We start from the raw sequence: 25,783 nt of genomic DNA on the forward strand, positions 1-25,783 counted from the left end.
CTACCGTCGTACTTATCCGACGCGGGCGACCCTTGCGGAAATTTAATAGGCGAGCGAGAACATTGGACGCCGACTCCACATCGGAGCGTCCTCACGGTGAACCTGTCACGCAGATCATCGTCCAAACCTCGGGTATTCCAGCGCCAACTGCAATTGGTGAGCTTGGTCGAGATGGAAAATAAAAGACAGGCGAGACCGGACGAGCAGTGTCTTCAATTCCGCGTTCGTCGTGGACCGAATGAAGGTGTTTACCAATTTGACCAGTTGCTGCACGAAGATCACCTCGCGATCAAGGTACGCCTGGTCGAACTCGTGAGTTTCGACTGCATTGAGCCTCGCAAGGTCGTCGTAGCTCTGCTGCGCGAGCGCATCGCTAATCCCACTTCGTTGTGGAGTCGCTGCGAGTCTCTGCATCAATCCAGCGGTTTCCTGGTTGAGCTGTCCATACTCGTCAATCATCCGATTCGCGAAGAATCGTACGCTTCTCGACTGCGTTCTGCGCAAGGCTGTTTGGCCGGCCGCGATTTCCGCCTGATTCGCCACAAGGATGATGCCGACGATTTGTGCATCGGTCAGACCCGCCTCCTGGCCAAATGCGCAAATCGTCGATGCGAGGAGCAGCAACAGTACTCCAGCGGTACGTTTAACCTTCACTGCTCCCCCCAATTCGCGTTCCGGTCATTGACGCACCGTTCACTGAGCGCATCTACAACGCAGTAGACATGCTACGCCTCCGCGATGGCTACATGTGTGTGACGATGCACGTCGAGGTCACGCATCCGGCCGAATTCATCGAGTTGAGGTGCCAGCAGCCGATGCAAACTTCTCGATGGTACCCCACCGCAAGCGCTAGGCTAACGCGTGACAGTTACCGGCTTGTCATCACTCCCATCCCAATACGGACCGCCGCGCCAGGCAGCGAGGCATTCAATTTCCCGGCTGCATGAACTCGATCGCCGAACCGTCCGGCGCCACGGCGTAGAACACCTTAGTACCCGCTTGCGGTCCCGTACTCCGTATATCGATTTCGCTCATCCCTCGATCCATACTGCGACAAAACCCGGCAATCGTAGTCATACTTTGATTCGAATCGTAATGAATGGGGCCATTTGATGTAACCTGACTTTGCACTTCATCCGCGGCTTGGCCGCATACCCATGGCCAGCGCCAGAACTTCGGAAACACCAGTTGGAAGAGCCCGGTTTCCTCCCCTTTTTGCGCCCCACCGGACCTTCTTTCGCTGGTGCAGCTATCGCGCAAGTGGCCAGGAATCGTGAACAGCGGATTTTGTCCGCACGATTCGACTCTCCAACGCATCTTGGGTGAGACCTAGAAATCAGCGACCTTGCCCCATGCGGAGTCGTCGAATCGGCTGGGCTGATACGGGATGGGGTCCACGATCGGTTCAGCACCGGTGGCAAGATCCGCTATCAGGTGGCCCGCGCCTGGGCCGATGCCAAAACCGTGTCCGGAAAAGCCGGCTGCCAGGATCAATCCCGGCGTGCCCGGCACTTCGCCAATACCGGGAACACCGTCCGGCGTGCTGTCGACGAAGCCAGCCCACGCGTGCGTGATCTTTGCCTCGCGAAGGTCAGGCAGCAGTTCGACGGCGCGCCGGTGGGTTTCTTTCACCGCCGCCGGATCGGGCTTCGGATCCAGAATGCGCACCCGCTCCATGGGAGTCGGCGCATCGAGCCGCCACCGCCTCAGCGTTTCGTGGCCACCACGAATACCTTCCAGGCCTCCCGGAAGAAGGTTGCGCCAGCGCTTGGCGAACATGGGCACGAACTGTGGGGCGAAACGCATGAACTGTGGCGTTACGTCTACGCGTGCGCGGCCGCTGATGGCCAGTGCGTAGCGCCCGTCGTTGCGACGTGTGACAGACACGCCCGCGGTGAACAGGGCATCCGGCAAACGATGCTCCACAGGGGACACGCTAAGGATGGATTGGCGGACCGAGGCCTGGGGAAAACGGATGCCGAGCTGGCGGCAGAACGACGACGCCCACGCGCCACCGGCAAGCACAGCCGTCCTGGTCTTGATAACCCCGGCTTCGGTGACGACGCCGCTGACCCGCCCACCCTCCAGCTCAAGGCCGCGGGCCGCACAGTGCTGGTGAACGCTGCCACCCAGCTTCATGAGGGCAGCCGCCACGGCCGGCGCTGCCTTGCCGGGATCGGCGGTGCCATCGCTGGGCGAAAAGACGCCACCTTTCCAGGCGCGGCCGGTCGCCTGTCCTCGCTCGGCGGCTTGCCGGCTATCGAGCATGCAGGTTGTCACACCAGCGGTCTTCGCAAAGTCGCCCCAACTGGACCAGCGAGACAGCTCGGCGTCGTCGTTACTGAGATACAACAGCCCGCAGCGATGAAAGCCAGTATCTTCACCGCTTTCGGCGGCAAATCGTTCCCAGAGATCGAGGCTTTTGCTCGCCATCGGCAATTCGCGAGCGTCGCGGTTCTGCTGCCGACACCAGCCCCAATTGCGGCTCGACTGTTCGGCGCCGATCCGCCCCTTCTCGACGAGGGCGACCGAGATCCCGCGCCGGGCCAGATAGTAGGCGGCAAACACGCCGATGATGCCGCCCCCGATCACGACCACGTCAGCCGCGGTCGGCAACGTGGGCGAAGTTTGGATGTGGTTCAGCGGAGGAGACATGATTAGTTTTGCTCGTTTGAAGCCTGGACGCTTTGTACAACGTAGAACTTCGCCACCCGCTCACTGCTTTCCCACCCGATCGGTGCGCCCTGGGGCACGAAAAGCGCGTCGCCGGCGCCTAGCGACAGCACGCTGCCATCAGGCGCCGCGAAGCGCACGCCGCCGGCGAGAAGATGCATGAACTCGTTCATGCGATGCGCGCGAACGATCCGGTGGTAGGGCGTCGACTCCCACGTGCCCGCGAGGTACGCCGCGCCGTCGTCGGTGAAGACGTTGTCGCTCCGGCATTGCGGGACCGGGCCCAGCAGCACCTCTGCCGGTAGCGAAACGGACGGCTTGAAGTTGGCATCGGCGCGCAGTGGGACGAGGCCGCGCTTCGTCGGTTTGTCGCAAGCGGCCGCGGAAAACACGAAGCGAACGCGCGATTCTGCCATCACGCGCAGCGCCGTGCCCGCCCCGATGACAGCACCCGCGTGCGGACCCAGCACCAGCGGCGCCTCTCCGGCCGCTTCCAGCTTGAGCTCTCCTTCCACCACGACGATGGTTTCGATATGGGGAAAGCTCGCCACGTCGAGTTCACCGATAAAGCTGGTGCGACCCGCGATCATCGAATCGGGTCCTTCCCAGGCGATTTCGCGATGTCGCGCAAAGGGGTCGTCCTTGCCGAACGCCGCCCTGCGGAACGACGTTAAAAGCGGTGCGCCGTCGGCACGGTGCAGCACGAAGGCCACGGTCATTTTTTTGCTCCTGCGCGTTGCGCGATGATTTCGTTGAAAAGTTCGACCCCAGTACTGGAGGCGCTCGGCCTCGGGCCCTGGAAGCCAAGGATCGCCTTGTTTTCCAGCCATCCGTCGAGGCCTTTTTCCGTGTTTGCGGCCACTTCCTTACCGCTTGTATCCGCCGAAGGAGGCATCTGGGCGCTAAGCCGGATAGTCGCAAAGATCTTTCGGCCCGTCTGCACCATGCTTGCAAAGCGCGCACTCACGCGGCTACCGTCCTGGTGGTCTGCATGCGGCTGAGTTCCGCAGCCGAGTGGTGACAAAGAATCTCGGCGCCGGATGGCAGCTTTTTCAGCGGCGGCGGCGTGAGGTTGCACTGCCCGTCGATGCGCATCCGGCACCGCGAGCGGAAGCTGCACAGCTCATTGTTTTCGCTCGACGGTCCCATTGCCGGTAACTGGGCAAGCGTGAGCGCGCGCCGCGCATCGAGCCAGCCAGGTTGCAATGCCGGTACAGAGTCGACCAGCAGGCCGGTGTAGGGGTGATAAGGCGGCGCCGCGAGAACGTCCCGCTGACCCGCTTCCACGCGCCGTCCGGCGTAGAGCACGATCACCTCGTCACAGATCGCGCGTACGGTCGAGATATCGTGGCTGATGAACATATACGACACGCCCAGTTCGCGCCGCAGCTCTGCGAGCAGATCGAGCACCGCCGCACCGACGACCGTATCGAGCGCCGAAGTGACCTCGTCGCAGAGGATCAGCGCGGGATCGGCGGCCAGCGCGCGCGCCAGATTCACGCGTTGCTTCTGCCCGCCCGACAGCCCACCCGGCTGGCGCTTTGCGATAGCGGCCGGCAGTTTCACCAGATCCAGCAGTTCGAACATGCGTTTTTGCGCCGCCGCACCGCGCAGGCCGTGATAAAAGTTCATCGGCCGGGCGAGAATGTCGGCGATCGTGCGGCTCGGGTTGAGCGCCGTGTCGGCATTCTGGAACACGATCTGCACACGCCGGAATTGATCCAGCGTGCGATCGGACAGCTTCGACGGCAGCGGCACACCGTCGAGCAGCACTTCGCCGCGCGCCCGTTCGACCAGACCCGCTACCACGCGCGCGAGCGTGGTTTTACCCGAGCCCGACTCCCCGATTACACCGAGCGCGGCACCCCGCGGGATCGTCAGACTCACATCGTTCAGCACGCACACGGCCGGAATGCCATCCCGGCCGATACGCCCGTAGCCCGCGTGCAGCCCGCGGATTTCGAGGATCGGCAGCGCGGCTTCCTTCGATGCGAGAGCGATCTCCGGTTCCTGCCGTCGCGTCGCGGCCAGTAACTGGCGCGTATAGTCGTCGGCCGGCGCATCGAGCACCTGCGCCGTCGTGCCGTTCTCGCGCACGGCGCCGCTGTTCAGCACGACGATGCGGTCCGCCATCTGTGCGACTACTGCAAGGTCGTGCGACACATACACCGCCGTCGTACCCAGCTCGCGAATCACCTTCTTGAACGCCGCGAGCACTTCGACCTGCGTGGTCACGTCAAGGGCGGTCGTCGGTTCGTCGAATACGACCACGGACGGATCGGTGATCAACGCCATCGCCGCCATCAAACGCTGCAGCTGCCCACCCGAGACCTGATGCGGATAACGCGTACCGATCGTCTCCGGCGAAGGCAGCGCGAGAGAACGAAAAAGATCGACAGCTTTCTTGCGCGCGTCGGCGGGTCTCATCAGCCCGTGCAGCAGCGCGGGTTCCGTGACCTGATCGATGATCGTTCTGGACGGGTTGAAGGCAGCCGACGCGCTCTGCGCCACATAGGCCACCTTGCGTGCCCGAAGCGCGCGGCGTCCGCGCGCATCGAGCGACAGCACTTCGACGTCGCCGACGCGCACCGATCCGCCCGCAATCGAACAGCCCGTGCGTGCGTGACCGAGCAGCGACAACGCGATCGTGGTCTTGCCCGAACCGGACTCGCCGATCAGCGCAAGCACCTCGCCCTTCTTCACGGAGAAGTCGACGCCCTTGACGATCTCGACAACCGGGTCGGGCGCCGCTCCAGCGACGACGCGCAGGCCTTTCACTTCGATCATGTTCATCACGCGGCTCCCTGTCCACGGCCACCGCGGCGCCGCAGGTTGTCGATCAAGAGGTTCACGCCGACGGTCAGCGTTGCAATCGCAACGGCCGGCATCAGCACGGCCGGCGCACCTTCCGAGAGGCCGCCGATGTTCTCGCGCACGAGCGAGCCCCAGTCGGCATTGGGCGGCTGCACGCCTAGGCCGAGAAAGCTCAGACCGCTGAGCAGCAGCACGATGAACACGAAGCGCAGGCCGAAGTCGGCGAGCATCGGATGAATCATGTTGGGCAACACTTCGACGCGCGCGATGTAGAGAAGCCCTTCGCCGCGCGCTCTCGCGACCTGCACATATTCGAGTGTCATGAGGTTGACGGCGAGCGAGCGTGAAATACGAAATGCGCCGGGAATATAGGCGAACGCAGCGACGCCCAGCAGTATCGGGATCGACGAGCCGAATGCGGCGACCACGACGAGCGCGAGCACCTTGCTCGGAATCGAGATCACCGCGTCGAACAGCCGGCTCAGGACCTCGTCGACTGCGCGTCCCGACACGGCGGCGAGCAGGCCGAAAAAGGTGCCGATGCAGCTGGCCAGCACGGCGGACGCGAGAGCGAGTCCCACCGTATAGCGCGTGCCGAAGATCACGCGGCTTAGCAGATCGCGGCCCAGATAGTCGGTTCCGAGCGGATGCGCGGCGCTATACGAGCCGAAAATTTCGGTCGACGTGATGGCCCCGCCCTTGTACGGCGCGACGAGCGGTCCAAGAAACGCGACGGCGAGCCAGAAGATCACGATCACGAGGCCGAGCAGGCCGAGCACCGAGAAGCGTCTGACCAGACGTTGCAGCACACCCCGCCGCCTGACGGTGACTGGGGGCAACGGTTCCTGCAAGCTGGGATCGCCTTGCGGAGCGTCGTTCCCGGTAACCTCGTAAAGCGCGGTTCCGGTACGGGATTGGGTGGCAGGTCGGTTCATCGTTGACGCAACCTCGGGTTGGATACGATTTGACATAGATCGGCGATTAGCACGAGCCCCAGATACGCGACGCAGAACACCATCACGCAGCCCTGCACGAGCGGCATGTCGCGGTTCGTGACGGCATCGACCATCAGGCTGGCGAGGCCCGGATAGTTGAAGATAGACTCGACGATCACCACGCCGCCGAACAGGTACGACAGGGACAGCGCGACTGCGTTGGCAATCGGCCCGATCGTATTGGGCAGCACATGGCGCAGCACGACGCGCATCGGCGATGCGCCCTTCAGGATGGCCATCTCGACATACGACGCGTTGAGCTGATCCAGCACGGCCGCACGCGTCATGCGAGCCATCTGCGCGGTGATCACGCAGCACAGCGTCATCACGGGCATTGCGTAGATGCGCAGCAGCGCCCCGAACGACGACACGTCGGACAGATACGACAGCGCGGGCAGCCAGCGCAGCTTCACCGCGAAGATCAAGACGGCAATCGTAGCGATCAGGAACTCGGGCACCGCGACAGTCGACAAGGTCAGCACATTGAGCGCGCGGTCGAGCAGCGAGCCGCGGAACATCGCCGAGGTAATGCCGATCGCGAGCGCGATGGGCACCGACACCAGCGTCGTCAGTCCGGCCAGCACCAGCGAGTTCGGCAAGCGCGTGGCGATCAGTTCGCGCACCGGCAGGTTGTTCGACAGCGAAGTGCCGAAGTTACCGCTCACGGCGCGCACGAGCCACTGAGCGTAGCGTTGCACGGCCGGCTGATCGAGACCGAACTGGTGACGCAGCGCCGCGACCTGCGCGGGCGTCGCGGCCTGACCGAGCGCCTGCTGCGCCGCGTCGCCCGGCAACAGGCCGGTGAGGGCGAACACCATCGCGGACACGATCAGCAGTGTGAGCAGCGCGAGGCCAAGGCGCGCGGCGATGAGTCGTTGCGCGTGTGCTTTCAAGATTGCCTCCTGGGCTAAAACAGATGGCGCGAACACGTGACGCGCCATCGCATCAAACGAACCGCTTCACGCCTCGAGCCACACGTGCTCGGCGAACATGCCGCCCATCAACCCCATCAGCGGAATCGAGCCGAGGCCCTTGAGCTTCGTCGTGTGGGCATCGAGCGAGCTGTCGAACTGCGCAATACCGACGCCGCCGCTTTCATGCACCAGCACCTGCATGTCGCCGTAGATCTTCTTGCGCTTGGCCTCGTCGGGTTCGCCACGCGCGGCGATCAGCATCTGGTCGAACTTCGGATCCTTCCAGTTTGCTTCGTTCCACGGCGCGTCGGACTTGAAGAACTGCGTGAACACCACATCCGCGCTAGGCCGCGCGTTGATGTTGCCGTAGCCCAGCGGATGTTTCATCCAGTGATTGGACCAGTAGCCATCCGCCGGCACGCGGCTTACCTGCAGATTCAGGCCCGCCTGCGGGGCGACCTGCTGGAGCAGCATCGCCATTTCCACCGAACCGTCTGCGGCCGGGGACGCGAAGATCTGCACCGGCGCGCTGCCGAGCTTGGCCTTCTGGAAATAGAACCTGGCCTTGTCCGGATCGAACGTCCGCTGCGGCAGGCCCGCGAGATAGTATTTATTGCTCGGGGCGATCGGCTGGTCGTTGGCGATCGTGCCGAAGCCGCGAAATACCGCACGGTGGATCTGCTCGCGGTCCAGCAGGTATTTCATGCCCCGGCGGAAATCCTCGTTGCCGGTAATGCCGCCTTCGTCGCGCATGATCAGGTCTGTATAGGCGCCCGTCTTCGTCTCGAGCACCGTATAGCCCGGCGTGCTCTTGATGCGCTCGGTCGAGTTCGGCGTGATCGCGTTGATCAGTTGCACGTCGCCCGACAGCAGCGCATTCACGCGCGACGGTTCGTCGCCGATGCCGATCAGTTCGATCTCGTCCAGATGCGGCAGGCCGCTCTTCCAGTAGTTCGCGTTGCGCACGCCGACCGTACGCACGCCGGGCGAGAATTCCTTCACCTTGTAGGGGCCCGTACCGACAGCCGTCTTGAAATCCTTCGTGCCGTCCTTGATGATCAGGAAGTGCGACGTGGCAAGGATGACGGGCAGGTCGGCATTCGCGCCCTCCAGCGTGATCGTCACCTGGTTCGGGCCGGTGGCCTTGACGTCCTTGATCTGGTCGGCAAGCGTCTTCGCCTTCGATGCCGTGGCCGGGTCCTTATGGCGCATGATCGAATAGACCACGTCCGCTGGTGCGAGCGGCTTGCCATCGTGAAACTGCACGCCTTTCCTGAGCGTCACGACCCAGACCACCGCGTCCTTCGTCTCCACCGATTCGGCGAGCGCCATCTTCGCGTCAAGGTGTGAGTCAAGTTCGGTTAGCCCGTTGTAGACCATGTTGGCGCGAACGTAGTCAGTGTTGTTTGCGCCCTTCGCGGGATCGAGCGTGTCGGAGGCCGATGCGGACTGCGACGCCACGCGGATCTTGCCGCCCTGCTTCGGCGTGCCCTGCGCGAAGGTCGCACCGGTCCTCGCGAGGAGTCCCGCGCCGGTCAGCGACATCACGCCGCCCGCGGCGAGCGCACGGAGGACCTCGCGCCGGGAGGCGCCGCGCTGAGTCAGTTCTTCGAGCTGCACCTGGTGCGATGTATCTATTTTCATGATCTCCTCCGGATAGGACGGTCTTGGGGAATCTCGACAGCTGGACTGCTGGCTGTCTGGTTAGTAAAACGCATCTTTGATCTGATAATAAGCACCCACGAGCGGCAAAAACCACGGCTTGCCCGTATGCCCGGGAATCGCCGGCCAGTCGAAGTCGCGCCAAGGGTTCGCTGCTGCATCGCCGGCCATCACCTCGGCCATCACCTGGCCCATGTGCGTCGCCATCTGCGTGCCGTGCCCGCTGTAGCCCATCGAGAAGTAGATGCCGTCATGCTGGCCTGCGCGCGGCAGGCGGTCGGCCGTGATATCGACCAGCCCGCCCCAGCAGTAGTCGATGCGCGCGTTGGCGAAGCTCGGGAACATCTGCGCGAGGTTCGCCTGCAGGATGCGCCCGCTTTTCGTGTCAGACGGTTGCTCTGATGCCGTGAAGCGCGCGCGTCCGCCAAAGAGAAGCCGTGAGTCCGGCGTCACGCGAAAGTAGTTGTGCATCAGGCGGCTCGTCACGTACGAACGACGATTTGGCAAAAGCTGCGCGAGCTCCCCCGCCGGCAATGGCTCAGTCACCACGATGAACGAACCAACCGGCGCCATGCGCCGCCGATACCATCCGAACGGCCCGTGGCGCGACGGCCCCGTCGCGACCAGCACCTGCTTCGCGCGCAGTTCGCCACGCACCGATACGATGCGATACGTGCCGCCTTCCTTTTCAATCCGCGTCACTTCTGCATTGTCGAAAAGCCGCGCGCCGCTGCGAACTGCCGCGTTCGCGAGCCCCACCGCGAACTTGCCCATATGCATCTGGCCGCCGCGCTTTTGCAGCAAGCCGCCGTAGAAATTGCCCGAGCCGACCTCGCTGCGAATGCGATCGCCGCCGATCAGTTCGACATCAGCATCGACCTCACGACGGATAAGTTCGGCGGTCTTTTCGAGGCGGTCCAGATGATGCGGCTTCGACGCGAGTTTCAGCTTGCCTGAAGCGAGGTAGTCGCAGTCGATCTGTTCCTCGCGGATCAGACGCTCCACCGTAGAGACCGCTGCCGCATACGCCTGATAACAGCCACGTGCGCGCTGCGCGCCGAGCTGCGCATGAAGCGCGACGTAATCCTGCGCCACGCCGGTGTTGCACTGGCCGCCGTTGCGCCCCGATGCGCCACCGCCGATACGGCCCGCCTCGAGCACGGCAACCGCCGCACCGCGCTTCGCGAGCGCCAGCGCCGCCGAGAGGCCCGTAAAGCCGCCGCCGATCACCGCGACATCGACGGGACCTTCGGCCGGTCCCTCGCTCACCCCGTGGCAGGCCGGCGCGGTGTCGAGCCAGTAGGAATCGAGCTTCATCGTGTGACCTCCGTATGCGATGGCGTGCGCAGTGGCATTCTCGGCTGCGTACTTAGAGACCAAGCAGCGTGGCAAGACCGCCGATGTCGTTGACCTCGTAGTAGTCGTAATACGGCGTGGACGGTTCGTGGCCGCGGTTGATGAACGCCTTGTGCTTCACACCCAGGTCGTGCGCGGTCATCAGGTCGTAGCGCAAGCTAGACGACACATGCAGCACGTCTTCGGGGTTGCAATCCAGCTGGTCGAACATGTACTCGAAGCCTTGCATGCGCGGCTTGTACGACTGAGCCTGCTGCGCGGTGAACACCTTATGGAACGGCGCACCGAGCTTGTCGACGTTGCTCTGGATCTGGTCGTCCGAGGCATTCGACAGAGCCACGAGCTTATACTTCTTAGCGAGCCGCGACAGACCTTCCGGGACGTCAGGGTGTGGGCCCCAGGTAGGTACGGCCAGATAGAACTTCTCGGCCTCACTCTCGTCGAATGCAACGCCCATCCGCTGACACGTGCGGCGCACCGAATTTACGACCACGTCGCGATACGGCTTCCATGCACCGAGCACCTCATCGAGCCGATAGCCGGCGAAGAACGTGACGAACCGCTCTAGCTGCGCTCCTTGCAAACGGTCCCCGTAGATCTCGCGAGCCATCTCGGCCATGCGGAACTTCGTCAGCGTGCCATAGCAGTCAAAGGTGATGTACTTCGGCTCGAAATCGATCATGGTGATAGTCCTATCGTAAGGTGAACATTGAAGTTCGGTGGCGAGAAGAAACCTGCTTCCTGTCGAGTATTTAACCAGCGCAAAAAGTCAGGGTGTCGCTGATTTGAGTGGGCAAAAAGCACAACGCATCTTTTATTAGTGACCCTAACAGCACAGTCTGCGGTGAATGGCCCAAGACGGTTGCTGTGTCGGGTTTGTACTGAGTGAGGGTTCCATCAAGACCGTTGAACGCACTGCAGTGTGCCCGGGCAAATCACGTTGAATGAGCCATGGCTGCTAGTTTTCCGCCGTCTCTCGAACCACGGCACCGGATGAAGGCCGAATGTCGATTAGCACACTCTTGAAGCGCAGGTTCGCTTCGTAAGCCTGCCGACCGAGATCCTTGCCGATACCGGAGCGCTTGTAGCCGCCCGTCGGTATGATGAAGTCGCTGGTTCTTCCGTAGCGGTTGACCCACACCGTGCCCGCTTCGATGCCACGCACGAATCGCAGCGCGCGACCGATGTCGGCGGTATGCACGCCAGCCGCGAGACCGTAGTCGGCGTGCCGGGCGAGTTCGAGCGCCTGGTCATCCGTATCGAAAGTTTGCACCGTGAGCACGGGCCCGAACACTTCCTCGCGCACGGCTTCGGATTGCTGCGCGACGTCGGCAAGGATCGTCGGCGAGTAGAACGCGCCGGGCGTTCCGCCGTCCATGCGCTTACCGCCGTAGCACAGAGTCGCGCCCTGCTTTATGGTGCGCTCCACAATCGCTTCGACGCGCGCTGCCTGCGACTCCGAGATGATCGGCGCGAGAGTGGTGTCAGGCCGCCAGGTCGCGCCGGCCTTCAACTGCGCGAACACCCGCTGGATTCGTCCGGTCAGTTCGTCCGCAATCGAGCGTTCGACCAGCAGCCTCGAGCCCGCATTGCATACCTGACCTGCGTTGCCCGAGATCGCTCCGGCGATGCGGCGCGCAACCTCGTCAAGGCGCGGCGCGTCGGCGAAAACGAGTTGCGGGCTCTTGCCGCCTAGCTCGAGCGTAACCGGCTTGGTGCCGCTCTCGGCGCATGCGGCCATGATTGCCGCGCCCGTGCGGGTGGAGCCGGTGAACGTCACCTTACCGATGCGCGGATGCCGCACGAGCGCGTCGCCCGTGGTGCGGCCGTTGCCCTGCACGACGTTGAAGATGCCCGCCGGCACGCCCGCGGCGACCGCGAGCTCGGCCAGGCGCAGTGCCGAAAACGGCGTCATCTCCGAGGGCTTGAGGACCACTGCGTTGCCCGCCGCGAGCGCGGGGGCGATCTTCCACGACGCCATTACCAGCGGAAAATTCCACGGCGCAATCGCGGCGATCACGCCATACGGCTCGGCGATCGTCATGCCCAGATGGTCGTGATCGGTTGCTGCGACGTCGCCGCCGATCTTGTCCGCGAACTCCGCGAAAAAGCGGATGCCTTCGGCTGTGAACGGCACGTCCCAAGCGACGGCATCACGGACCGGGCGTGTCGAGCCGAGAGCTTCGAGCGGGGCGAGCATGTCAGTGTCGGCGGCAACCAGGTCCGCGAAGCGGCGCAGGATGCCGGCGCGCTCGCGGGGTGCCATGCTGGCCCAGCCGCTCGTCTTGAACGCAGCCCACGAGTTCTCTACGGCACGGTCGATCATAGTGGCATCGGCGAGCGGCACTGTGGCATAGACGACGCCATCGGACGGCCGCGCCACGTCAATCCGCTGAGTACCTTCATCGACACATCGCCCGTCGATGAAGTGTCCACCGCGCACCACGATCTTGCCCGGATCGAAACTGTCCATATGAGTCTCCCGTTCCCTTGATTCATGCTGTGAATGTTGAAGAAATCATATGTCCAGCGGGTCCACATATGTCACTGACAAAAAGCGCGATTCAGCAGATCGCGACGGTTTTGAATGCAGCAACAGCGCGTTTTGCATCGAATTTGCGCCAACCAAGTCAAGGTCGTAGACAATGCCGCATCGGAATGCGAGAGTGGCGGCGTAATTTTTTGCAAGGAGGCCGGCATGTCCGATCCAACAAAAACCCCCATGGAGAAGCTCGCGCTCTCCTATCGGCCCTTTACCGACAACGACCTCGCCGCGGCCTATGCGCTATCGAGCCAGATCAACTGGCCGCATCGCGTGGATGATTGGCGCTTCGTCGCGAAGGCGGGCGAGGGGTTCGTCGCCGAGGACGCAAGCGGTGTCGTTGGCACGGCACTGTGCTGGAAATACGGAGGCGACCACGCTTCGCTCGGCATGGTGATCGTGTCGCCTGAACGCCAGGGGCACGGCATCGGGCGCAAGCTGATGGAACTGCTGCTGGAAGCACTGGGCGACAGAACCACGCTGCTTCACGCCACCGACGCCGGCAAGCCGCTGTACGAAAAACTTGGCTTCGCGAAGATCGGAACGATCAATCAGCACCAGGGCGCCGCCTTTCAGCCACCACTGGTCTCACTGCCGCCGGGCGAGCGGCTGCGCCCGCTCGGGGCGAACGACACCCCCCAGCTGATCGCACTCGCCTCGCGTGCGAGCGGCGTCGATCGCAGTGCGCTGCTGCCGTCGCTGCTGGAACTCTCCGACGGCATCGCTGTGGATCGCGACGGCGAACTGCTCGGTTTCTCGTTGTTCCGGCGCTTCGGACGCGGCTACGTGATCGGGCCAGTGGTCGCGCCCGACTCCGAGGATTCGAGCCGCGCGAAGGCCCTCATCAGCCATTGGCTCGCGCGCAACGAGGGAGTGTTTGTGCGCATCGATACGCCGGGCGAAAGCACATTTTCCGAATGGCTTGATGGGCTCGGCCTCATACGTGTCGATACCGTGGCGAAGATGGCGCGCAACGGTTCGCCGCGCGCCGATGATGACGTGAGGCAATTCGCGATCATCAATCAGGCGCTCGGCTAACGCGATGACGTTTCTCTACAAGGCCGATCCGGCGCGCGGCGAACAATGGGCGCGACTCTTTGCGCAGAAAGCGCCGGAAATCGAGTTTCGCCTGTGGCCCGACATCGGCGACCCGGCTTCGATTCGCTACCTTGCTGCTTGGCAGCCGCCAGAAGATCTGACACGCACGTTGCCCAGTCTCGAAGTGATGTTTTCCGTCGGCGCAGGCATCGATCAGTTCGATCTGTCGCGTGTGCCGCAGCATCTGCCAGTCGTGCGCATGATCGAGCCGGGCATCGTCGAGGGGATGGTCGAGTATGTGACCCAAGCGGTGCTCACGATCCATCGCGATTTGTTCGACTACACGCAGCACCAGTTGGCACGCGAATGGCGCGAGATGCCGGTGCGCGCGGCCGCCTCGCGGCGCATCGGCGTGCTCGGGCTGGGCGTGCTTGGAACCGCCGTGCTGGAACGCTTGCGACTCTTCGGCTTTCCATGTGCGGGCTGGGGCTGGAGCCGCAAACCGCGCTCGCTCGACGGCATCGATTGCTATGCGGGAAACGAAGCGCTCACTGCGTTCCTCGCCCGCACGGATGTGCTGGTCTGCCTGCTACCGCTCACCGAGGCGACGCGCGGTCTTCTGAACGCGAAGCTCTTCACTGCGTTGCCGCGAGGCGCGTCGCTCGTGAATGTTGGGCGCGGACCGCATCTGAACCAGGACGATCTGCTCGCTGCGCTTGCGAGCGGCCAGCTTCGCAACGCAATCCTCGACGTCACCGACCCCGAGCCGTTGCCTGCCACGCATGCACTGTGGGGGCATCCGCGCGTGCGCATCACGCCGCACATCGCGAGCGCCACGCGGCCTGACACCGCGGTCGACGTGGTGCTCGAGAACATCCGCCGCCATCGCGCCAGCGAGCCGCTTCTGGGTGAAATCGACCGCAGCCGCGGCTATTAGATCCGCCAGCACGCTCGCAGCAGAAAATGCTGCGAGCGCATCATAAAACGCGGCATCCGCGCTTTTACAGCGATGTTTTGGCAGCACGTTCGCATGCGCTCACTCGGTATGATGGAATCCTCCACAGCCCGCCCCAAAACGGAACCAACCATGCCGATTCAATCACTCATCGACGCTGACCGCAAGCATCTGATCCACCCGGTAGTCAGCTATCGCGCGCACGAAGCGCGTGGCGTAACCATCCTCGATTCCGCGCACGGCGTGTTCCTGCATGATATTCAGGGTAACGAACTGCTCGATGCGTTCTCAGGCCTGTGGTGCGTGAACGTCGGTTATGGGCAGGAAAGCATCGTGAGAGTCGCCAACGAGCAGATGGCGCGCCTGCCCTATGCGACCGGATACTTTCACTTCGGCTCCAGGCCTGCAATTGAGTTGGCCGCCAAGCTCGTCGAACTGTCGCCCGCTTCGCTGCAGCACGTGTATTTCACGCTCGGTGGCTCCGACGCCGTCGATTCCGCCCTGCGTTTCATCACCCACTACTTCAATGCGACAGGCCGTGCATCGAAGAAGCACATCATCGCGGTCAAGCGCGGCTATCACGGCTCATCGTCGATCGGTGCGGGCTTGACTGCGCTGCCGGTTTTCCATCGGAACTTCGATATGCCGCTGCCGAATCAGCATCACATCCCGTCGCCCTATGCGTACCGCAATACGTTCAAGGATGACGCCGCGCTGATCGCCGCGTCAGTCGCCGCCCTGGAAGCGAAGGTTGCAGCACTCGGCGCCGAGAACGTCGCGGCGTTCTTCTGCGAGCCGATCCAGGGCTCCGGCGGGGTGATCGTGCCGCCCGTCGGCTGGCTCAAGGCGATGCGTGAAGCGTGCCGTGAGCTCGACATTCTGTTCGTCGCCGACGAGGTCATCACCGGATTTGGGCGAACCGGACCGTTGTTCGCGTGCGAAGCCGAAGACGTCGAGCCTGACCTGATGACAGTCGCGAAAGGGCTCACCGCGGGCTATGCGCCAATGGGCGCGGTGCTGATGTCCGATGCCGTGTACCAGGGCATCGCGGATGGCGGCGATGCGTCGGCGGCGATCGGCCACGGCCATACCTATTCCGCGCATCCGGTGAGCGCCGCGATCGGCCTGGAAGTGATACGGCTCTACCGCGAGGGCGGCCTGCTCGCCAACGGCGTGGCACGGGCTCCGCGCTTCGCACAGGGGCTCGACGCACTGCTCGCGCATCCACTCGTCGGCGACTCGCGTCACCGGGGGCTGCTGGGCGCGCTCGAACTCGTGTCGGACAAGGGGACGAAGCAGGGGTTTGATCCGTCCCTCTGCCTGCCTGACCGGATCGCGGCTGCCGCCTACAGGAACCGCCTGGTGTTCCGCGCGTTCGGCGACAACGTGCTTGGCTTTGCACCTGCGCTTTGCTATTCGGAAAGCGATTTCGAACTGATGTTCGAGCGGCTCGAGAGAACGCTCGACGACGTGCTCGAGCAACCCGACGTGCGTGCCGCATTGCGATCCCGCCCCGAAACCGCGACCCGCACGGTTGCGTGATAAGATCGGGAACAACTTCAAAATGCGGCATAGAGACCATCACCATGAGCACCGGCTGCAAGCTCGATCGCCTCGATTTACGGATACTTTCGCAACTGCAAAAGAGCGGCCGGATCACCAACGTCGAGCTTGCCGACGCGGTGGGTCTATCGCCGAGTCCGTGCCTCATCCGGGTGAAGCGGCTGGAGCAAGCGGGTTATATCGTTGGATATGGCGCGCGGATCCAGCTGGAAAAGCTCGGCGACGTGCAGGTGGTGTTCACCGAGGTCACGTTGACGGATCATCATCGCGAGGACTTCATCGAATTCGTGGCGGCAATCCGCAATGTCGACGAGATCGTCGAATGCCATCTTGTGAGCGGCGGATACGATTACCTGCTCAAGTTCGTGACGCGCAGCGTCAGTCATTATCAGAGCGTTATCGAAGAACTGCTAGAGCGCGATATTGGCATCGAGAAGTACTTCAGCTACCTGGTCATCAAGTCGCCGTTCGTGAAGACGGCCTACCCGCTCGAGAAGCTCTTTTCGCGCGAAGATCGGTAAAGCGTAAAGTTCGGGCCACTGGCGCCGTCCTTGCGAAACCCCGCGTCATTCCTCACAGACCGTGCGAGCCGCACGGCAATACCGCTCATGCGTCAGCCTTTCGCGAAGGGCGTGCCTCGGCGTGCAGCTGCGGGGTAGCCGCCGCTTGCCCTGTTCCCTCGTCTTGTCGGCGACAAAATGAATGGCGCGCAAATCGGCTCGCTTGGACACTCTATTCACGACAAGCAATGACCTTCGACAGATCCGTAGAAATGCTGATCGAAGGCGCGAACCTGATTTTGTTGAAATTGATCTCTTACGACTTGAAGCGGAGCCTCGCATGAATCGCAAACCATACCGTATCGCAGTGATTCCCGGCGACGGCATCGGCAAGGAAGTAATGCCCGAAGCATTGCGCGCCCTCGACGCCGTCAGCCAACGTTTTGGCATCGGGCTCGAATACACGCATATCGAATGGGCGAGCTGCGACTACTACGCACAGCACGGCCAGATGATGCCTGACGACTGGAAGGCGCAACTGCAATTGGCCGATGCGATCCTGTTCGGCGCGGTCGGCTGGCCCGATACCGTGCCCGATCACATCTCGCTGTGGGGCTCGCTGCTGAAGTTCCGCCGAGAATTCGACCAGTACATCAATCTGCGTCCCGCGCGTCTGTTCGACGGCGTGCCGTCGCCGCTCGCCGGTCGCAAGCCGGGCGACATCGACTTCATGATAGTGCGCGAGAACACCGAGGGCGAGTACTCGTCGGTGGGCGGGACGATGTTCGAAGGCACCGAGCGCGAAGTCGTGATGCAGCAGTCGATCTTCACTCGCAAGGGCTCGGAGCGCGTGCTGAAGTTCGCCTTCGATCTCGCGCAAAGCCGCGCGAAGAAGATCACAGTCGCGACGAAGAGCAACGGCATCTCGATCAGCATGCCGTGGTGGGACGCCCGTGCCGCCGAAATGGCCGCGCGCTATCCCGACGTGAAGTGGGACAAGCAGCACATCGACATTCTTTGTGCACGTTTCGTGTTGAATCCGGATCGCTTCGACGTGGTGGTTGCGACCAATCTGTTCGGCGATATCCTCTCGGACCTCGGCCCGGCCTGCACGGGCACGATCGGCATTGCGCCGTCGGCGAACATGAATCCGGATCGCGCATTCCCGTCGCTGTTTGAACCCGTGCACGGCTCCGCGCCCGACATCGCGGGCAAGGGCATCGCCAATCCGATCGCGATGATCTGGTCGGCAGCGATGATGCTCGATTTTCTCGGCAACGGTCAGGGCAAAGAGCGCGAAGCGCACGACGCGATCCTCGCCGCCATCGAAGCCGTGCTCAAGGAAGGCCCGCATACGGGCGATCTGGGCGGCAAGGCCAACACGGCTGAAGTGGGCGCCGCAGTCGCGCACCGGCTCGCGTGATGCGCGCGACTTCATGCCGCTGATATGCAAAGGAGTGTTCTGATGACAAAGCAATACGAGTTGAGCGAACTGATCCGCAGCGACAATTTCATCGACGGCAAGTGGGTGGCGGCGTCGGGCGGCAAACGCTTCGACGTCACCGATCCGGCGACGGGCAACGTCATCGCGCAGGTCGCCGACAGCACTGCCGCTGACGCGCACGCTGCCACCGATGCCGCCGCGCGCGCTTTCCCCGCGTGGCGCGATACGCTTCCGAAGGATCGCGCCGCCGTGCTGCATCGCTGGCACGCGCTGATGGTCGAGAACGCCGATGCGCTCGGCCGCCTGATCTCCCTAGAACAGGGCAAGCCGCTTGCCGAAGGGCGCGGCGAGGTGATGTATGGCGCGTCGTATGTCGCGTGGTTCGTGGACGAAGCGACGCGCATCTACGGCGACCTCATTCCGCAGCAGCAGCGCGGCAAGCGGATGAGCGCGATCAAGGAACCTGTCGGCATCGTCGCCGCGATCACGCCGTGGAATTTCCCGCTCGCGATGATCGCGCGCAAGATCGCGCCTGCGCTCGCGGCGGGGTGCACGGTCGTCGGCAAGCCCGCTGAGGACACGCCCCTCACGGCACTCGCGCTCGTGATGCTCGCGCATGAGGCGGGCGTGCCGGCAGGCGCGCTGAACCTGATTTCGGCCTCGCGCGAAAACGCCGTGCCCGCCGTCGCCGACTGGCTCGCCGACAGCCGCGTGCGCAAGATCACGTTCACGGGCTCGACGCCCGTCGGCAAGTATCTGGCGCGCGAATCGGCGGAGACGTTGAAGAAGCTGTCGCTGGAACTGGGCGGCAATGCGCCCTTCATCGTGTTCGACGACGCCGATCTCGACGCCGCCGTGACGGGCATGCTCGCGTCGAAATTCCGCAACGGCGGGCAAACCTGCGTGTGCCCGAACCGCGTGTATGTGCAGTCGGGCGTGTACGAGCGGTTCGCCGATCTGCTGGCGACGCGCGTCGCCGGGCTCAAGGTCGCGCCCGCCACCGATCCCGCTGCGCAGATCGGCCCCATGATCAACGCGCGCGCGATCGACAAGATCGCCCGGCACGTCGACGACGCCGTGAGCCGCGGCGCGCGCGTGCTGACGGGCGGCAAGCGTTTGACGGAACTCGGCCCGAACTACTACGCGCCGACCGTGCTCGCCGACGCGACGCCCGACATGCAACTGAGCTGCGAGGAAACCTTCGGCCCCGTCGTGCCGCTGTTCCGTTTCGACGACGAAGCCGAAGCGATCCGCGCCGCCAACGACACGCCGTTCGGTCTCGCGTCGTACTTCTATAGCCAGGACGTGCGGCGCATCGACCGTGTGGCGCGGGCGCTCGAAGCGGGCATCGTCGGCATCAACGAGGGCGCGCTCGCGAGCGAGGCCGCGCCGTTCGGCGGCGTGAAAGAGTCGGGCTATGGCCGCGAAGGCTCGAAATACGGCCTCGACGATTATCTGTCGATCAAATATCTCTGCCAGGGCGGACTCGAATGAATGCGCACGCGTATCCGATCGAACTCGCGTTTCCCGACATTGCCGTACACGAACGCAGCGACACGGGCGTCGCGTACGTGCATACCTTCGATTCGGGTATCGCGGGTCCGCACGTGATGATCAACGCGCTCACGCATGGCAACGAAGTGTGCGGCGCGATCGTCGTCGATGCGTTGCTGCGCGCGAAGCTGCTTCCGAAGCGCGGCAAGCTGACGCTCGCGTTTGCGAACGTCGATGCGTATGCGCGCTTCGATCCGTCGAAGCCGGACGCGGCGCGCTTCGTCGATCAGGACTTCAATCGCGTGTGGACGGCGCAAACGCTCGACAATGCCGCGCTCGATTCGAGCGAACTGCGCCGCGCGCGCGCGATGCGGCCAGTAATTGATAGCGTCGATCTGCTGCTCGATCTGCATTCGATGCACGAGAAGAGCAAGCCGTTGATCGTCGCCGGACCGCTCGACAAAGGCATCGCGCTGGCGGAACAGCTCGGCACGCCCGCTACGGTGATCTGCGACGAAGGCCATCCCGAAGGCCGCCGTATGCGCGATTACGAAGGCTTCGGCGATCCGCGCAGCGCGAAGAATGCGCTGCTGATCGAATGCGGCCAGCACTGGGAAACGGCATCCGTGTCGGTTGCGCGCGGTGTGACGGCGCGCTTTCTGTTGCTCGCCGGTGTCGTCGATGAAGCGGATCTGCCCGATGGCTGGCTCATGCCGCTGCCCTACGAGATGCTGATCGTGCGCGTGACGGAGCCCGTCGTCGCGAAGAGCCTCGACTTCCGCTTCGCCGATGACTACACCGGGCTCGAAGTGTTTCCCGATGCAGGCAGCGTGATCGCATGGTCGGAAGGCGAGGTCGTGCGCACGCCGTATCCCGACTGCATGCTCGTGATGCCGTCGCTCAGGCAGTTGCGCGCGGGTGTAACCGTGGTGCGGCTCGGCCGGATAGAACAGCGACGGGCACAGCCTCAATAGCTGTTGTTCATTCCACTCATCGACGGATACGGGATTTTTTCGTGAACCACAGAACACACGGAAAGTTTATGACGAAAACTTCGATATCACTTGAGGATATAAAAAGCGCGGCGGCGCGAATCGGCACGTACGTAAACCACACGCCGTTGCTTCGAGAAAGCAAGATGGATAAATCTTTGGGGTGCCATGTTTATCTCAAACCGGAAATGCTTCAGGTGACCGGATCCTTCAAGATTCGGGGGGCTTTGAATAAGATCTTGTCATTAACTCGAAAAGAATTGGATAAAGGAATAATCACAAGCTCCTCAGGCAATCATGGTCAAGCGTGTGCTTACGCAGGCCAACTGCTAGGCATTCATACGACTGTAATAGTCCCGAATGACGCACCATCGTTAAAGGTTGAAAACGCCAAATCAATGGGTGCGGACGTAATTTTATGGGATCGCAGTTATGAGGAGCGCTGGAAGAAGGTTCATGCGGATGTTGAGGAACATGGCTATACCATCGTCCATAACTATGAAGACTTCGATGTAATGGCTGGTCAGGGCACAATCGGTTTGGAAATTATTGAAGACTTGCCCGACGTAGATACGGTTCTTGTTCCGATAGGCGGGGGCGGGTTGATCTCTGGGATTTCCATAGCCATAAAAGAGTCAAACGCAAGGATAAAGGTAATTGGCGTCCAGGCTGCCGCCTGCTGTCCTTATTATATGAGCCGGCAGGCCGGAGAGCGAACCAAGGCCGCAAGCATGCGAACAATAGCTGATGGCCTCGCATGCAATTTCCCCGGAAATCATCCGTACCCAATCATCGAAAAGTACGTGGACGATATAGTTATCGTTTCGGAAGAAGCAATTGAGGAAGCAGTACGGACGGTGGCAAATGATGCAAAACTTGTTGCAGAGCCCTCGTCCTGCGTAGGGATAGCTGCTTTATTGTCAGGCGCTGTAAGGACCGGCGCAGATGAAAAAGTATGCGTAGTTCTTACGTCCGGAAATTGGGATATAGATAGGATTGGCAGCATCCTTAAGAAGGAAAGTGTGGAAGGTGTCCTATAACTACGATTGAAAAAGGAGGTGGCTATGAAAACTTTACTGCTGAATCAAGATGAAGTAGGGATGCTCATTGACCTGGATGCAGTGCTTGAAGCCGTCGAGAACGGCTATAAATCCTTTAATAGCGGTAAAGTAATTCAGCCGGATTTTATGTGCATAGTATCACCAGATACACATGAAGGCATCGATTTCAAAGGCGGCCTTGACATGGATGGTGGATATATCAGCATTAAAGCCTCCTCCGGCGGATACAAAAAAAACCCGCAACTAGGACTGCCCACGGGCATGAACACAGTGTTGCTTTTTGATGCCAGTACCAGTGTGCTCAAGTGTATTATGGACGGAACATGGATTACCGGTTGTCGCACGGCCGCTGCAGGTGCGATCTCGGTAAAGTATCTTGCGCGAGAGAATGCAGAAAAACTCTGTATTATAGGTGCGGGCAATCAGGCGCGCAGACAGCTTCGAGCAATGATTAGGGTAAGGAATTTTACCGAGATCCTGGTGTGGAATGCGTCTTCAGAAGCACTTGACGACTATGTTCGAGAAATGACTGCAGAAACAGGGCTTACCATCAGCCGATGTGGAACTGCGGAGGAAGCAGTACGGGAGGCTGATGTTGTTGTAACCGCCACAAGGGCCCGCAGAGGCCCGGTTGTAAAAAATCAGTGGCTAAAACCTGGTACGCATATTGTGGCGATTGGATCCGATATGCCAGGCAAGCAGGAGCTCGAAGTCGATATTTTTAAAAACGCAAAAATTGTAAACGACTCTGTAGAGCTTTGCGTGAAGTATGGTGATACATGCCATGCCATTCAAGAAGGTTCAATAAAGCAGGCCGATATTCATGCCGAAATTGGTGAAATATTATTGGGAAAAAAGGCAGGCCGCGAAAACCAGGAAGAAATCACAATATTTGATTCAGTTGGTATGGCGATACAAGATAATGTGACGGTTGCTATGCTCTACAAGTCGGCCCTCGAAAAAGGACTCGGCACTTTTTATGAATTTTTTAAATAAAATTATTGGAGGGCGAAGCAGTTATGGACCCCGAAGGTGGCTACTGTGCTCGCGAACCGAACCGCGCCCGAAAGGCGATCTAGGTGCCGCTGTCGAATGTCCCTTCCTGGCCGAGGCCGTGTAAAAACGCGCAGAACGGCCGGTTGGTGAAGTCTTGTCGAGAGCACGATTGCCCATGTGACCGGCAGTTTGTGGCCGATGGCCTTCGTTTTGACACTCGTTGATCCGATTTCCGATCTTGCGACATGTTCGGCCTTGGGGCAGAAAAAACCTAGCGATTCCGGCAAGTTATCACCTCACAGGTGCCGGAAATAGGTTATTCGACGAATTCGCTATTCGTCATTCAATCAGTCTCAAGGGAAGTGTCGTAGTCTCATTTGCAGTGTCGTGAATCTCATCAATAGCGGCGTAAATCTCAACAACACTGTCGTCTTACGGCGACGGCGTTTCCCGCTCATCAACTCATCATAGATCCGTACTGGAGACCATTTTCAAAACCGTACAGGTACTGTACCGGAGCCTCTCGCTAGAATGAACTTCACCGTTTTCTGTTGGCGACACCGGAGCTCCCATGTCTTTCGTCACTCTCAGCGCGCTGCCCGCCGGCATTCTGTTCGCGCTCGTCACCTCGATCACGCCGGGCCCGAACAACACGATGCTGCTTGCGTCGGGCGTCAATTTCGGGTTTCGCCGCACGCTACCGCATCTGTCCGGCATCAGCGTCGGCGTGGTGCTGTTGATGTTGTCGGTCGGCGTCGGCCTCGGCGAGGCGTTCGTGCATTTCCCCGTGCTGTACACGGTGCTCGAAGTCGTCAGCGTCGCTTATCTGCTGTATCTGGCGTGGAAAATCGGCACGTCGGGCGAGCTGAAGCTCAGGAACGGCGAGCGTCGCCCGATGCGCTTTCACGAGGCGATCGCGTTCCAATGGGTCAATCCGAAGGCGTGGATGATGGTGCTGACCGCCGCGACGACGATTCACCTGAGCAACAGCTTCGGCATGAACGCCGTTGCAATGGCCGCGGTGTTCTATGTGATCGGCTTTCCCTGCATCTGCGTATGGGCCGGTTTCGGCACCGCGATGCGCGAGGTGCTGTCGAACCCGAAACGGCTGCGCATCTTCAACGTCGCGATGGCGCTGCTGCTCGTCGGGTCGTTGTATCCGATCGCGCTGAAGCTGTTCGGACACGGCGGCTGAGCGTCCGACGCGCCGCCGCGTCTACCACGCCCCCTGCCCGACCCGCTCGATGAAGCGCCACAACGCGTCGTCGGTCGAATACGGCGCGTTGAAGCGGAACCACGCGCTTGGTGCGTCGTCGGGACGGAAGTAGGAGCCCGGCGCGAGCCAGATGCCGTGCGCGAGCGCGGCGGTCGCGACCTCGGCGGCGCGCTCCGCTTCTATCGGCAGACGCGCCAGCATGAAGAGCCCGGCGCGCGGCCGGTGGAACACCTCGAGCCCGAGCGCGTCGAGCCGCTCTTCGAGTGCCACGTGCGCGAGCTTCAGCCGCTCGTTGACCATCTCGACGTGGCGCGCGTAACGCCCTTCCACCAGCACCTTGTCGACGATCCGCTCGATCGCCTCCGACGACGTCAGCCCCACCGCCATCTTGGTGCGCGCGAGTTCGCGCAGCACCGCCTGCTCGGCCACCACGTAGCCGCAGCGCAGCGACGGCGTCACCGTCTTCGAAAAGCCGCCGACGTGCAACACCCGCTGCAAGCCTTCCATCGCCGCCAGCAGCGGCGCGCCGGCCGGCGCGAGTTCGCGGCTCACGTCGTCTTCGATGACCCAGATGCGTTCGCGCTCGGCGATCTGCAGCAAGCGGAACGCGGCCGACATGCCGAAGGTCGCGCCGGTCGGATTCTGCAGCGTGGTGTTGACGAAGATCGCCTTCGGCTTGTGCCGCGCGACCAGCGTTTCGAGCACCTCCGTATCGACGCCGGCCGGCGTGCGCGGCACGCCGTGCACGATCAGCCCGGCGAGCTTCAGGATCTGCAGCAGGTTGCAGTAGCCGGGGTCCTCGACGATCACCGCATCGCCCGAACGCAGCAGCGTGCGCACGATCAGATCGAGTCCCTGGGTCGCGCCCTGCGTGAGCAGCACGTTCGCGACGTCGACGGGTAGCCCGCGCCGGTCGAGTTGTTCGGCGATGCGCTGGCGCAGCGGCGCGAAGCCGTACGGATGGCCGTAGTCGCCGAGTCGCGCGGCCGGCACCCGGCTCAGCGCGCGCAGCGAGTGCTGCAGGCCGCTCTCGTTGGTCCATTCGCTCGGCAGCCAGCCGCAGCCGGCCTTGATCGGCACCGAGTGATCGGCGAACACGTCGGATAGCAGCCACGTCGCCGTCAGGCTCGGCGGCGTCCAGTCGGCGACGGCCGCGCGCGTGGACGGCGAGCGCGCCGCCACCCGATAGCCGGAGCCGCGCCGCGCGACCACCAGCCCCATCGACACGAGCCGGTTGTACGCCTCGGTCACCGTGAAGGTGCTCAGCGCGTGGCTTTTTGCAAGCTGCCGCACCGACGGCAGCAGCGCGCCGGCGCGCAGCGATTGCGCGTCGATCGCGCGCGCGAAGCCTTGCACGACCTGTTCGACGAGCGTCGGCGCCGCACGCCGGTCGCGTTGAAGGTCCAGTTCGATCATGTTTTCGGGCCAAAAACCAGGGGCAAAAAGACCGACCGCGGAGCGCCCGCTTACCGGGACAGTTTGCGCGAATCCGCCAGAACAGTTGGCAGCACACTTCGTCAACTGTTTATGCCGTCATTAAACCGCGAGGACTACAGTTTGGCTACGCT

At 62.1% G+C, this 25,783-nt stretch carries 22 protein-coding genes; 10 read left to right on the forward strand and 12 right to left on the reverse strand.

The genetic code is table 11. From position 1 onward, the window contains the following. Positions 1-114 precede the first annotated feature (114 nt). The 11 genes from BC1002_RS22565 to BC1002_RS22615 form a co-directional block, all read right to left on the reverse strand. Positions 115-624, reverse strand: a complete 510-nt coding sequence (locus BC1002_RS22565; RefSeq protein ID WP_013092304.1) for a DUF4142 domain-containing protein — start codon at positions 622-624, stop codon at positions 115-117. A gap of 705 nt (positions 625-1,329) precedes the next feature. Further along, positions 1,330-2,655, reverse strand: coding sequence for an NAD(P)/FAD-dependent oxidoreductase (locus BC1002_RS22570; RefSeq protein WP_013092306.1), 1,326 nt, complete (start codon positions 2,653-2,655; stop codon positions 1,330-1,332). A gap of 2 nt (positions 2,656-2,657) precedes the next feature. Next, positions 2,658-3,392 (reverse strand): cupin domain-containing protein, encoded by a 735-nt coding sequence (locus BC1002_RS22575; RefSeq protein WP_013092307.1) that lies wholly within the window; start codon positions 3,390-3,392, stop codon positions 2,658-2,660. Continuing rightward, positions 3,389-3,640, reverse strand: a complete 252-nt coding sequence (locus BC1002_RS22580; protein WP_013092308.1) for a hypothetical protein — start codon at positions 3,638-3,640, stop codon at positions 3,389-3,391. The genes BC1002_RS22575 and BC1002_RS22580 overlap by 4 nt, the downstream gene beginning before the upstream one ends. Then, positions 3,637-5,466, reverse strand: coding sequence for an ABC transporter ATP-binding protein (locus BC1002_RS22585; protein ID WP_013092309.1), 1,830 nt, complete (start codon positions 5,464-5,466; stop codon positions 3,637-3,639). Before BC1002_RS22585 ends, BC1002_RS22580 begins: the two co-directional genes overlap by 4 nt. Beyond that, positions 5,466-6,422 carry an ABC transporter permease gene (locus tag BC1002_RS22590; protein WP_013092310.1) on the reverse strand — a complete coding sequence of 319 codons (957 nt, stop codon included), beginning with the start codon at positions 6,420-6,422 and terminating at the stop codon, positions 5,466-5,468. Before BC1002_RS22590 ends, BC1002_RS22585 begins: the two co-directional genes overlap by 1 nt. Continuing rightward, a complete protein-coding gene (locus tag BC1002_RS22595) occupies positions 6,419-7,375 on the reverse strand; it encodes an ABC transporter permease (protein WP_013092311.1) in 957 nt (318 codons plus the stop codon). The genes BC1002_RS22590 and BC1002_RS22595 overlap by 4 nt, the downstream gene beginning before the upstream one ends. Positions 7,376-7,441: 66 nt before the next feature. Beyond that, a complete protein-coding gene (locus tag BC1002_RS22600; RefSeq protein WP_013092312.1) occupies positions 7,442-9,040 on the reverse strand; it encodes an ABC transporter substrate-binding protein in 1,599 nt (532 codons plus the stop codon). A gap of 60 nt (positions 9,041-9,100) precedes the next feature. Beyond that, positions 9,101-10,375 (reverse strand): NAD(P)/FAD-dependent oxidoreductase, encoded by a 1,275-nt coding sequence (locus BC1002_RS22605; RefSeq protein ID WP_013092313.1) that lies wholly within the window; start codon positions 10,373-10,375, stop codon positions 9,101-9,103. Between the two features lie 52 nt (positions 10,376-10,427). Beyond that, entirely contained in the window at positions 10,428-11,096 is a 669-nt protein-coding gene (locus BC1002_RS22610) for a haloacid dehalogenase type II (RefSeq protein WP_013092314.1), read from the reverse strand. Between the two features lie 276 nt (positions 11,097-11,372). Continuing rightward, complete coding sequence (locus BC1002_RS22615) at positions 11,373-12,887, reverse strand: aldehyde dehydrogenase family protein (RefSeq protein WP_013092315.1); 1,515 nt, start codon at positions 12,885-12,887, stop codon at positions 11,373-11,375. 225 nt (positions 12,888-13,112) lie between these two features. On the opposite strand from BC1002_RS22615, the gene BC1002_RS22620 reads away from it, so the two are divergent. The 10 genes from BC1002_RS22620 to BC1002_RS22665 all read left to right on the forward strand — a co-directional run bounded on the left by BC1002_RS22620 (position 13,113) and on the right by BC1002_RS22665 (position 24,194). After that, entirely contained in the window at positions 13,113-13,994 is an 882-nt protein-coding gene (locus BC1002_RS22620; RefSeq protein ID WP_013092316.1) for a GNAT family N-acetyltransferase, read from the forward strand. Positions 13,995-13,998: 4 nt separating this feature from the next. Continuing rightward, the gene (locus BC1002_RS22625; RefSeq protein ID WP_013092317.1) at positions 13,999-14,931 is read left to right on the forward strand and encodes a 2-hydroxyacid dehydrogenase; all 933 of its coding nucleotides are present in this window, start codon (positions 13,999-14,001) and stop codon (positions 14,929-14,931) included. 150 nt (positions 14,932-15,081) lie between these two features. Continuing rightward, a complete protein-coding gene (locus tag BC1002_RS22630; protein WP_013092318.1) occupies positions 15,082-16,491 on the forward strand; it encodes an aspartate aminotransferase family protein in 1,410 nt (469 codons plus the stop codon). 44 nt (positions 16,492-16,535) lie between these two features. Beyond that, on the forward strand, positions 16,536-17,033 hold the full coding sequence (locus BC1002_RS22635) for an Lrp/AsnC family transcriptional regulator (protein WP_013092319.1): 498 nt from the start codon (positions 16,536-16,538) through the stop codon (positions 17,031-17,033). A gap of 319 nt (positions 17,034-17,352) precedes the next feature. Beyond that, positions 17,353-18,435, forward strand: a complete 1,083-nt coding sequence (locus BC1002_RS22640; protein ID WP_013092320.1) for a tartrate dehydrogenase — start codon at positions 17,353-17,355, stop codon at positions 18,433-18,435. A gap of 42 nt (positions 18,436-18,477) precedes the next feature. Continuing rightward, positions 18,478-19,950: an NAD-dependent succinate-semialdehyde dehydrogenase gene (locus tag BC1002_RS22645; protein WP_013092321.1), complete on the forward strand. Its 1,473-nt coding sequence runs from the start codon at positions 18,478-18,480 to the stop codon at positions 19,948-19,950. Then, positions 19,947-20,924, forward strand: a complete 978-nt coding sequence (locus BC1002_RS22650; RefSeq protein ID WP_013092322.1) for a M14 family metallopeptidase — start codon at positions 19,947-19,949, stop codon at positions 20,922-20,924. The genes BC1002_RS22645 and BC1002_RS22650 overlap by 4 nt, the downstream gene beginning before the upstream one ends. Positions 20,925-20,992: 68 nt before the next feature. Beyond that, on the forward strand, positions 20,993-21,982 hold the full coding sequence (locus BC1002_RS22655) for a threonine ammonia-lyase (protein ID WP_013092323.1): 990 nt from the start codon (positions 20,993-20,995) through the stop codon (positions 21,980-21,982). 24 nt (positions 21,983-22,006) lie between these two features. Further along, entirely contained in the window at positions 22,007-22,999 is a 993-nt protein-coding gene (locus BC1002_RS22660) for an ornithine cyclodeaminase family protein (RefSeq protein ID WP_013092324.1), read from the forward strand. 571 nt (positions 23,000-23,570) lie between these two features. Next, a complete protein-coding gene (locus BC1002_RS22665; protein WP_013092325.1) occupies positions 23,571-24,194 on the forward strand; it encodes a LysE family translocator in 624 nt (207 codons plus the stop codon). A gap of 21 nt (positions 24,195-24,215) precedes the next feature. On the opposite strand, the gene BC1002_RS22670 is transcribed toward BC1002_RS22665, so the two are convergent. Next, positions 24,216-25,631, reverse strand: a complete 1,416-nt coding sequence (locus BC1002_RS22670) for an aminotransferase-like domain-containing protein (protein WP_013092326.1) — start codon at positions 25,629-25,631, stop codon at positions 24,216-24,218. Positions 25,632-25,783: the final 152 nt, after the last annotated feature.

Source organism: Paraburkholderia atlantica, from assembly GCF_000092885.1.
Classification (GTDB): Bacteria; Pseudomonadota; Gammaproteobacteria; order Burkholderiales; family Burkholderiaceae; genus Paraburkholderia; species Paraburkholderia atlantica.

Excerpts from the sequence above, each read along its gene's own strand:
- BC1002_RS22670 (WP_013092326.1), bottom strand. The coding sequence starts at position 25,631 with ATGATCGAACTGGACCTTCAACGCGACCGGCGTGCGGCGCCGACGCTC.
- BC1002_RS22645 (WP_013092321.1), top strand. The coding sequence starts at position 18,478 with ATGACAAAGCAATACGAGTTGAGCGAACTGATCCGCAGCGACAATTTC.
- BC1002_RS22605 (WP_013092313.1), bottom strand. The coding sequence starts at position 10,375 with ATGAAGCTCGATTCCTACTGGCTCGACACCGCGCCGGCCTGCCACGGG.
- BC1002_RS22655 (WP_013092323.1), top strand. The coding sequence starts at position 20,993 with ATGACGAAAACTTCGATATCACTTGAGGATATAAAAAGCGCGGCGGCG.
- BC1002_RS22590 (WP_013092310.1), bottom strand. The coding sequence starts at position 6,422 with ATGAACCGACCTGCCACCCAATCCCGTACCGGAACCGCGCTTTACGAG.
- BC1002_RS22650 (WP_013092322.1), top strand. The coding sequence starts at position 19,947 with ATGAATGCGCACGCGTATCCGATCGAACTCGCGTTTCCCGACATTGCC.
- BC1002_RS22575 (WP_013092307.1), bottom strand. The coding sequence starts at position 3,392 with ATGACCGTGGCCTTCGTGCTGCACCGTGCCGACGGCGCACCGCTTTTA.
- BC1002_RS22660 (WP_013092324.1), top strand. The coding sequence starts at position 22,007 with ATGAAAACTTTACTGCTGAATCAAGATGAAGTAGGGATGCTCATTGAC.
- BC1002_RS22620 (WP_013092316.1), top strand. The coding sequence starts at position 13,113 with ATGTCCGATCCAACAAAAACCCCCATGGAGAAGCTCGCGCTCTCCTAT.
- BC1002_RS22615 (WP_013092315.1), bottom strand. The coding sequence starts at position 12,887 with ATGGACAGTTTCGATCCGGGCAAGATCGTGGTGCGCGGTGGACACTTC.
- BC1002_RS22585 (WP_013092309.1), bottom strand. The coding sequence starts at position 5,466 with ATGAACATGATCGAAGTGAAAGGCCTGCGCGTCGTCGCTGGAGCGGCG.
- BC1002_RS22640 (WP_013092320.1), top strand. The coding sequence starts at position 17,353 with ATGAATCGCAAACCATACCGTATCGCAGTGATTCCCGGCGACGGCATC.
- BC1002_RS22630 (WP_013092318.1), top strand. The coding sequence starts at position 15,082 with ATGCCGATTCAATCACTCATCGACGCTGACCGCAAGCATCTGATCCAC.
- BC1002_RS22610 (WP_013092314.1), bottom strand. The coding sequence starts at position 11,096 with ATGATCGATTTCGAGCCGAAGTACATCACCTTTGACTGCTATGGCACG.
- BC1002_RS22570 (WP_013092306.1), bottom strand. The coding sequence starts at position 2,655 with ATGTCTCCTCCGCTGAACCACATCCAAACTTCGCCCACGTTGCCGACC.
- BC1002_RS22625 (WP_013092317.1), top strand. The coding sequence starts at position 13,999 with ATGACGTTTCTCTACAAGGCCGATCCGGCGCGCGGCGAACAATGGGCG.
- BC1002_RS22600 (WP_013092312.1), bottom strand. The coding sequence starts at position 9,040 with ATGAAAATAGATACATCGCACCAGGTGCAGCTCGAAGAACTGACTCAG.
- BC1002_RS22635 (WP_013092319.1), top strand. The coding sequence starts at position 16,536 with ATGAGCACCGGCTGCAAGCTCGATCGCCTCGATTTACGGATACTTTCG.
- BC1002_RS22665 (WP_013092325.1), top strand. The coding sequence starts at position 23,571 with ATGTCTTTCGTCACTCTCAGCGCGCTGCCCGCCGGCATTCTGTTCGCG.